Consider the following 7,322-nt stretch of genomic DNA (forward strand, 5'->3'; position numbering starts at 1 on the left):
GGCCAGGGCTGAGCGACCGGGCGGGTCGGACGGGCGGGTGGGTCGTAGGGACCAGCCGCTCAGGAGCCGGGCGGGCTGCAGAACGTCGCGTCGGTCCTGGCCTTGACCGACTCGATCTCCTTCTCGCGCAGCGACGAGTAGGACTGTCCCAGGACCACGACCACCCCGCGCCCCAGCGGCTCGCCGTCGACCTCGGTCCCGGCCACGACCTGGGCCTTGCGGAACTGCCGCTTGACCAGCCGTACGGCGGGGTTCTGCGGGTCGGCGGCCCAGATCTGCACGCGGCGCACGGGCTCGGGGGCGTTGCCGGTGTCGGCACCCACGAACCCGCGGTCCTCGAGGAGCTCGAGGGTGGCGCCGGCCAGGCCGGAGCGCGAGCTGGCGTTGAAGACGCTGACCGCGACCTGGTCGCGGAAGACCGGGGTGCCGGCCGCCACCGTGGTGTCGGTGCACAGTGGTGCCGGGGCGTTGTCCGGGAGCGGCTGGGTGAGTGCCTTCCAGCCCCAGGCGCCGGCGGCGAGCATGAGGAGGCAGAGCCCGCCCAGGGTGAGGGCGGACCGGACGCCGTCGCGCATCAGCCGGCCAGCTCGTGGACGCGGGCGTGCAGCACGTTGCGCTGGTGCAGGGCGGCGCGCAGGGCGCGGTGCAACCCGTCCTCCAGGTAGAGGTCGCCCTGCCACGAGACGACGTGCGCGAAGAGGTCGCCGTAGAAGGTCGAGTCCTCGTCCAGCAGGGTGGCGAGCTGGAGGGTGTCCTTGGTGGTCACCAGCTGGTCGAGGCGCACCTGCCGGGGCGGGATGGCGGCCCAGTCGCGCGAGCTCAACCCGTGCGCCGGGTAGGGGCGCCCCTCGCCCACGCGCTTGAAGATCACGCGGTGACTATAACGACGCCGTCCCGGCGCCCCTGCGTGCTGGTTAGGCTCGCGCCATGACCGACATGCCCGACGAGTCGACCGCAGCCAGCTCCCAGGACCCGATCGCGGCCGCCGTCGCCCCCGGCTACGCGTTCGAGGGGACCGCGCTCGAGCTCGGTGGCCTGATGCTCGACGCGACCCGGCTCTCCGACGTACGGATCCGGATCCCGCTGGGGATGCTCAACCGCCACGGGCTGGTGGCCGGCGCCACGGGCACCGGCAAGACCAAGACCCTCCAGCTGCTCGCCGAGCAGCTCAGCGCCCAGGGCGTCCCGGTCTTCGCGGCTGACATCAAGGGCGACCTGTCGGGTCTCAGCCTCCCCGGTGAGGGCGGCCCCAAGATCGAGTCACGGGCGAGCTCCGTGGGACAGCAGTGGAAGGCGACCGGGTTCCCGGTGGAGTTCTACGCCCTCGGCGGTGAGGGCACCGGCGTGCCGCTGCGGGTGACCATGTCGTCGTTCGGACCCATGCTGCTCAGCAAGGTGCTGGGCCTCAACGACACCCAGGAGTCGAGCCTGGGCCTGGTCTTCCACCACGCCGACAGGGCCGGGCTGCCGCTGCTCGACCTGGCCGACCTGCGCGCGGTGGTGCAGCACCTGACCAGCGACGAGGGCAAGGGCGACCTCAAGGGGCTCGGCGGGCTGTCCAGCGCCACGGCCGGGGTGATCCTGCGCGAGCTCATCGCCTTCTCCGACCAGGGTGCGGACGCCTTCTTCGGCGAGCCGGAGTTCGAGTCCCGCGACCTCCTGCAGACCACCGAGGACGGCCGGGGGGTCATCAGCCTCGTCGAGCTGCCGAACCTCCAGAGCCGGCCGGCCGTGTTCTCCACGTTCCTGATGTGGCTGCTGGCCGACCTCTTCCACGACCTCCCCGAGATCGGTGACGTCGATCGTCCCAAGCTGGTGTTCTTCTTCGACGAGGCCCACCTGCTCTTCGACGACGCCAGCGACGCGTTCCTCGACCAGATCGCACAGACGGTCCGGCTGATCCGCTCCAAGGGCGTCGGGGTCTTCTTCGTGACCCAGAGCCCGACCGACGTCCCCGACGACGTGCTCGCCCAGCTCGGCTCGCGCATCCAGCACCAGCTGCGGGCCCACACGCCCAACGACGCCAAGGCGCTCAAGCAGACCGTCAACACCTACCCCAGGTCCGCGTACGACGACCTCGGCGAGGTCATCACCTCGCTCGGGATCGGCGAGGCCGTGGTCACGGTGATGAACGAGCGCGGAGCACCCACCCCGGTGGCGTGGACCCGGCTACGGGCCCCGGAGTCGCTGATGGCCATGGCGGACCCCGCGGTGATGGAGGCGGCCGTCAAGGCGTCGCCCCGCTGGGCGACGTACAGCCGGGTCGTCGACCGGGAGTCGGCCCGCGAGATCCTGGCGACCCGGCTCGAGGAGGGCGCCCGCAAGGCCGCGGAGGACGCACGGGCGAAGGAGCAGGCCCGCGAGGCGAAGTCCGAGCGCGCGCGCAGGCCCGCCCCGGCCCCGAAGGCCCCGAAGGAGGAGGACGGCGTCCTCGAGACCGTCGTCGGCTCGCCGGTCTTCAAGGACTTCATGCGTACGGCGGCCCGGGAGATCGCGCGGGGGATGTTCAAGTCCGGGCGCCGCTGACGCTGGTTGAGGCAGGTGGGGCCGGGACAGGCGGTGAGGCAGCCACGTCCGACCATCATGGGACGGTGGCTGACCCACCGACCACCCGCGTGTCGGCGCCCGCCACGCGCACCGGCGGTGGCCGAGCCACGTTCGGTTGAGGGAGAAGGTGGCTGACTCACCGCCCGCCGGCCGGACTCACTGCCCGCGGTAGGACGACCGACGTCCCCAGCCCGCCCCGGCACCGGCCGGGACGGACGGGGATCACGTCGTCGGCTCGGTCCAAGCGAGCTGGGTGACCTCGGTGCCCCCGTCGCGGGTCACCACGCGCGCCCGGCCGGGCGGCGCCGGCTGCGGTCGCAGGTTGCCGATGAGCACACCCTCGTCGCGCGGGCCCGACAGCAGCACGCCGGGCATCGCGAGGTCGCGCATCGACTGGATGACCGGGTCGTAGAGGGCGCGGGACGCGCCACCCACGCGGCGGGCCACCACGACGTGCAGGCCGGTGTCGCGGGCCTGCGCCATGAGCGGCTGGAGGGCCTGCACCGGCGACGACTGCTGGGTGGCCACCAGGTCGTAGTCGTCGACGACCACGAACACCTCGGCACCGGTCCACCACGAGCGGTTGCGCAGCTGGTCCGGGGTGACGTCCGGGCCGGGGATGCGGCTCTCGAGGTAGCTGGCGATGTCCTTGAGCGTCGGCGTCGCCTGGGTGGCGGAGGTGAGGTAGTTGAGCAGGTACTCGTCCGGCACCTCGCCCAGCAGCGAGCGGCGGTAGTCGACCACCACGATCTGCGCCTCCTTGGGGGTCCGCGTGCGCATGACCTCCTGGAGGTAGTTGCGCAGCAGGGCGCTCTTGCCCGACTGCCCGTCACCGAAGACGAGCATGTGCGGCTCGGCGGAGGCGTCGATCCCCACCGGCGCGAGCTCGCGCTCGTTGATGCCGATGAGCAGCTTCTTCTCCGGCAGCTGGCGACGCAGCGCCTCCTCGCGGATCCGGTCCAGGCCGACCATCTCCGGCAGCAGCCGCAGCTTGGGGCCGGGGTCGCCCTTCCAGGCGACGGAGGCCCGGTCGATCAGGTCGTCGACACCGTCTCCGAGGGTGCCCGCGTCGGAGTCCCCGTCGATGCGCGGCAGGGCAGCCAGGAAGTGCAGCTTGCTCGGGACGAGCCCGCGCCCGGGCCGACCGGTCGGCACGAGGGCCGCGACCTTGCGGTCCACCTCGGAGTCGAGCGGGTCGCCGAGGCGCAGCTCGAGCTTGGAGCCGAAGACGTCGCGCATCGCGGCCCGGAAGTCGGCCCAGCGACCGGAGGCGGCGATGATGTGGATGCCGAAGGTCAGACCACGCCCGGCCAGCTGCTGGAGCTCCATCTCGATGTCGTCGAACTCCGCTCGCAGCGTGCTCCAGCCGTCGACGACGAGGAACACGTCGCCCCAGCCGTCGTCGGCCCGGCCCTGGGCCCGGCGGCTGCGGTAGGTCTCGATGGAGTCGATGCCGTTCTGGCGGAAGTACGCCTCGCGGCGGTCGACGACGCCCTGCACCTCGGCGATGACACGGCGTACGACGTCCGGCTCGGAGCGCGTGGCCACACCCGCGACGTGCGGGAAGCGGGCCAGCGGGGCGAAGGTGCCGCCACCGAAGTCGAGCACGAAGAACTGTGACTCCCGTGGCGTGGAGACCAGGCTCATGCTGGTGACGATGGTGCGCAGCAGCGTGCTCTTGCCCGACCGCGGACCGCCGATGACGGCGACGTGGCCGCTGGCGCCGGTGAGGTTGAGGGTCATGGTGTCGCGACGCTGCTCGCGCGGGCGGTCGACGGTGCCGAGGGGCACCACGAGGCCCGGGACGTCGCGCCAACGCGGCGAGACGAGCCCCAGGTCCGGGTCCTCGACGAGGTCGGGCATGAGCTCGTCGAGCGTGTCCGGCACGTCGAGCGGCGGGAGCCAGACCTGGTGGGCCGGCATGCCCTGCCCGATCATCCGCTGCACGGCGACGTCGAGCAGCGACGGCTGCTCGCCCTGGTGCTCGCTGGCGGCCGGAGCCTCCTCGACGTCGGTCTCCAGCGGCTCGAGGGCCTGCACCTCGGAGATCGTGTAGGGGAGGATGCCGCGCACGTGGCCGCCCTCGTCGCGGCGTACGCGTGAACGACCCGACGGCGGTCCGGAGACGTACGCCGCCTTGAAGCGCAGCAGCGTCGACTGGTCGGGCTTGAGGTAGCCCAGGCCGGGCACGGCCGGGAGCTCGTAGGCRTCCGGCACCCCGAGCACCGCCCGGGACTCGCCGGCCGAGAAGGTGCGCAGGCCGACGCGGTAGGACAGGTGCGACTCCAGGCCACGCAGGCGACCCTCCTCGAGGCGCTGCGAGGCCAGCAGCAGGTGCAGGCCCAGGGACCGGCCGAGGCGGCCGATCGCGACGAAGAGGTCGATGAACTCCGGCTTGGCGGAGAGCATCTCGGAGAACTCGTCGACCACGATGAACAGCGACGGCATCGGGGCGAGGTCCTCGCCGTTGGCCCGGGCCTTCTCGTAGTCGCGGATGGAGGCGTAGTTGCCGGCGTCGCGCAGCAGCTCCTGGCGGCGGGTCATCTCGCCGGACAGGGCGTCCTGCATGCGGTCGACGAGGGTGAGCTCGTTGGCCAGGTTGGTGATCACGGCGGACACGTGCGGCATGTCGGCCATGCCCGCGAAGGTCGCGCCACCCTTGAAGTCGACGAGCACGAGGTTGAGCTGCTCGGAGGAGTGCGTCATCGTCAGGCCGAGCACCAGGGTGCGGAGGAACTCCGACTTGCCGGATCCGGTGGCCCCGATCACGAGACCGTGCGGGCCCATGCCCTGCTGGGCCGACTCCTTGATGTCGAGGTGCACGAGGCCGCCGCTGTCCCCGATGCCGATGGGGACGCGTAGCCGGTCGCGCGCGGGACGCGGACGCCACGCGGTGGCGGTGTCGTAGGTGTGGATGTCGCCGAGGCCGAGCAGCTCCATGTGGTCGGGCGTCGTCGAGGTGATGTCCACCGCCGCGCCGCTGGAGGCGTCGGCGCTGATGGTCTTGAGGGGGGCGAGGCGGCGGGCGAAGGCCTCGGCGGTCGCGATGTCGCACTGGTCGATGAGCGCCTTGATCGGCTCCTCGCGGACTCGGATCGCCAGGATCGGCATCTTGCCCAGCTGCGGGCGGTCGTCGGCGAGCTGGAGGCGGAGGCGGGTGGCGTCCTCGAGCTCGTCCCAGCGCGACGGCAGGTCGAGGAGGGTGACACCGTGGAGGCCGTCGGGCGGCACGATGTGGTTGCCGGGCGGCAGGTGGCCGCCGTCGATCACCAGCAGGATGTGCGGGGTCGGGGGTCGCTCGTCGGCACCGAAGCGGGGCCGGTCGCTCAGGTCGGGCGGCAGCAGGTGGCCGAGGTCGTCGATCGAGGTGGTGACCAGCCGCATCGGGCCGACCGCGTCGACCTCGCGCGCGCTCTGGGCGTGCGGCAACCACTTGATCCAGTCCCAGTGGGTGAGGTTCTGCTCGGAGCTGAGGACGGCGACGACGAGCTGGTCGGGGTTGTGGAAGGCGGTGGCGGACAGGATCATCGCCCGCGCCGCGGCACGCGCCTCGTCCTCGGGGCCGCAGATCTCGACCCGGTCGAAGGCGCGCAGGTCGATGGAGGCGGGCAGGTTGGGCTGCACCCGGTGGACGACGAGCAGGCGGTGCAGCGCCGACGCCGCCGCCGGGTCGACCTGGTCGACGGGGGCGCTCTCCGGCGGGACCAGCTCGGTGGAGAGCGGCTGGGAGCACAGGCCGTAGCGCACGTGCATGTAGTTGGCGTCGCCCGGACCGTGCTCCCACAGCCGGGTCCGCTCCTCGGCCAGCGCCGGGAGCGCGGACGGCTCGGGGTGGTGCCAGTTGAGGGCTCGTCGCTGCTGCTCGGCGGCGTTGCGCGCGACCTTGCGGATGTTGGCGAGGTAGCGCAGGTACTCCGTGCGGGAGCCGGTCACCTGCTGGGCGCGCTGCTTACGCTGCCGGTCGATCTGGACGATGATGAAGCCGAGGGTGGCGAAGAGGAACATGCCCGCCGCGAGGAAGCTGCGGGTCTTGTTGGCGCCGCCGCCCATGGTCGCCACGAGCACGATCGAGCCCAGGCTGCCGAGCATCGGGATCGCGTTCATCAGGACGCCGCTGGCGCCCTCGCTCTCCTGGATCTCCGGCGGCGGCTGGAGGACGATCTGGCCTCCGGGCATCTCCGGCTCGTCGAGCCGATGCCCTCCACGCAGTGTCGTGCTCACTAGTTCCCCCTAGCCATACCCGGATGGTCGCGTTGATGATAGGTGGGCCGTACGGCACCGACTAGCCTGCACGACGCCGGTCGATGTCCGGCTCGGATGAAGATCATGGGGGAAGTCGTGACCGACGCGCAGCCGAACCCCGTGCTCGCCTCGACCATCGCGGTCAGCGTGCACGGTCCGGCCGGGGTGCTCGACCTGGTGGTGCCCGAGGGGGCGACCTCCGTCGACGTGGCCCGGGAGTACGCCGCCCAGACCGGCACGGCCGGCATCCCGCTGCTCCAGACCCCCCTCGGCGAGCTGCTGACGGCCGACCGGACCCTGGCGAGCGCCGGGGTCGAGTCGGGCTCGGTGCTCGTCGCCACCAGCGGCGTCCACCGCACCCGGCCGCGCCCCGACGACCGGGACGGGCTGCACGCCCAGCGGGACACCCCCGCGGTCGCCGCGGTCGTGATGGCGCTCGCGGCCGCCGCCGGCTGGCTCGCCGCCTGGTACGCCGGTCTCWTATACACATCTCCGAGCCCACGAGACTATAGAACATCTCGTATGCCGTCTTC

5 protein-coding genes are annotated in these 7,322 nt (G+C 72.2%); 2 read left to right on the forward strand and 3 right to left on the reverse strand.

Features of this window, described 5'->3' with window-relative positions; translation table 11 throughout:
- Positions 1–59 precede the first annotated feature (59 nt).
- Together ACXJKL_RS10090 and ACXJKL_RS10095 are read right to left on the reverse strand one after the other, a co-directional pair.
- Entirely contained in the window at positions 60–575 is a 516-nt protein-coding gene (locus ACXJKL_RS10090; RefSeq protein WP_457206925.1) for a LytR C-terminal domain-containing protein, read from the reverse strand.
- Complete coding sequence (locus ACXJKL_RS10095) at positions 575–871, reverse strand: type II toxin-antitoxin system VapB family antitoxin (RefSeq protein ID WP_457206926.1); 297 nt, start codon at positions 869–871, stop codon at positions 575–577. Before ACXJKL_RS10095 ends, ACXJKL_RS10090 begins: the two co-directional genes overlap by 1 nt.
- A gap of 56 nt (positions 872–927) precedes the next feature.
- Here ACXJKL_RS10095 and ACXJKL_RS10100 point away from each other — a divergent pair, with 56 nt between their 5' ends.
- Positions 928–2,526, forward strand: coding sequence for a helicase HerA-like domain-containing protein (locus ACXJKL_RS10100; RefSeq protein WP_457206927.1), 1,599 nt, complete (start codon positions 928–930; stop codon positions 2,524–2,526).
- 243 nt (positions 2,527–2,769) lie between these two features.
- Here the strand turns inward: ACXJKL_RS10100 and eccCa are convergent, their stop codons facing one another.
- The gene (gene eccCa / locus ACXJKL_RS10105) at positions 2,770–6,723 is read right to left on the reverse strand and encodes a type VII secretion protein EccCa (RefSeq protein WP_457206928.1); all 3,954 of its coding nucleotides are present in this window, start codon (positions 6,721–6,723) and stop codon (positions 2,770–2,772) included.
- Between the two features lie 150 nt (positions 6,724–6,873).
- Here eccCa and ACXJKL_RS10110 point away from each other — a divergent pair.
- A partial coding sequence (locus ACXJKL_RS10110) for a hypothetical protein (protein ID WP_457206929.1) occupies positions 6,874–7,322 on the forward strand: 449 nt, incomplete at its 3' end.

Source organism: Nocardioides sp. P5_C9_2, from assembly GCF_054049555.1.